This window comes from Aeromonas sp. Lyrl_2 (assembly GCF_051948815.1).
GTDB lineage: Bacteria > Pseudomonadota > Gammaproteobacteria > Enterobacterales > Aeromonadaceae > Aeromonas > Aeromonas veronii.
In genome coordinates, this window is sequence record NZ_JAYJLJ010000070.1 from 1 (window position 1) to 415 (window position 415).

Genomic DNA, 415 nt, shown 5'->3' on the forward strand with positions numbered 1-415 from the left:
CGAGTGATGGATGAGTTCAGCGCTGCCACGTCGTTGCTTCAGCGCTTTCTTGAACGCCATCGCCACCGATTCGGCATGCATTCCTTCGTGCACGTGATGGCCCACTATCTTGCGTGAGTACGCATCCGTCACCAGGCTCAGGTACAGCGGCCCGCTCCTGGCGGGCAGATAGGTGATATCTGCGACCCAGACCTGCTCCGGGGCCACCGGTGTGACCTGCTCTGGCCCCGCCTTGAGCAAGTTGGGATGACGGTAGAAACGGTGAAAACTGTGGGTGGTCTTGTGATACGCCCGTCTGGGCAGCACCAGCAGGCGGTGCTCGGCCAATATCCGAAACAGCCTGTCACGCCCGACCTTGAGCCCGCCATCATCCTGACCCTGGAGCAGATAATGCAACTTGCGAGTGCCGACCCGC

Annotated in this window: 1 protein-coding gene; it reads right to left on the reverse strand. The window is 61.0% G+C overall.

Translation table 11 applies throughout. The features are described from left to right. Window positions 1–415, reverse strand: a 415-nt coding sequence (locus VF684_RS20945; protein ID WP_440174403.1) for a DDE-type integrase/transposase/recombinase, incomplete at both ends; no start/stop codon positions are given.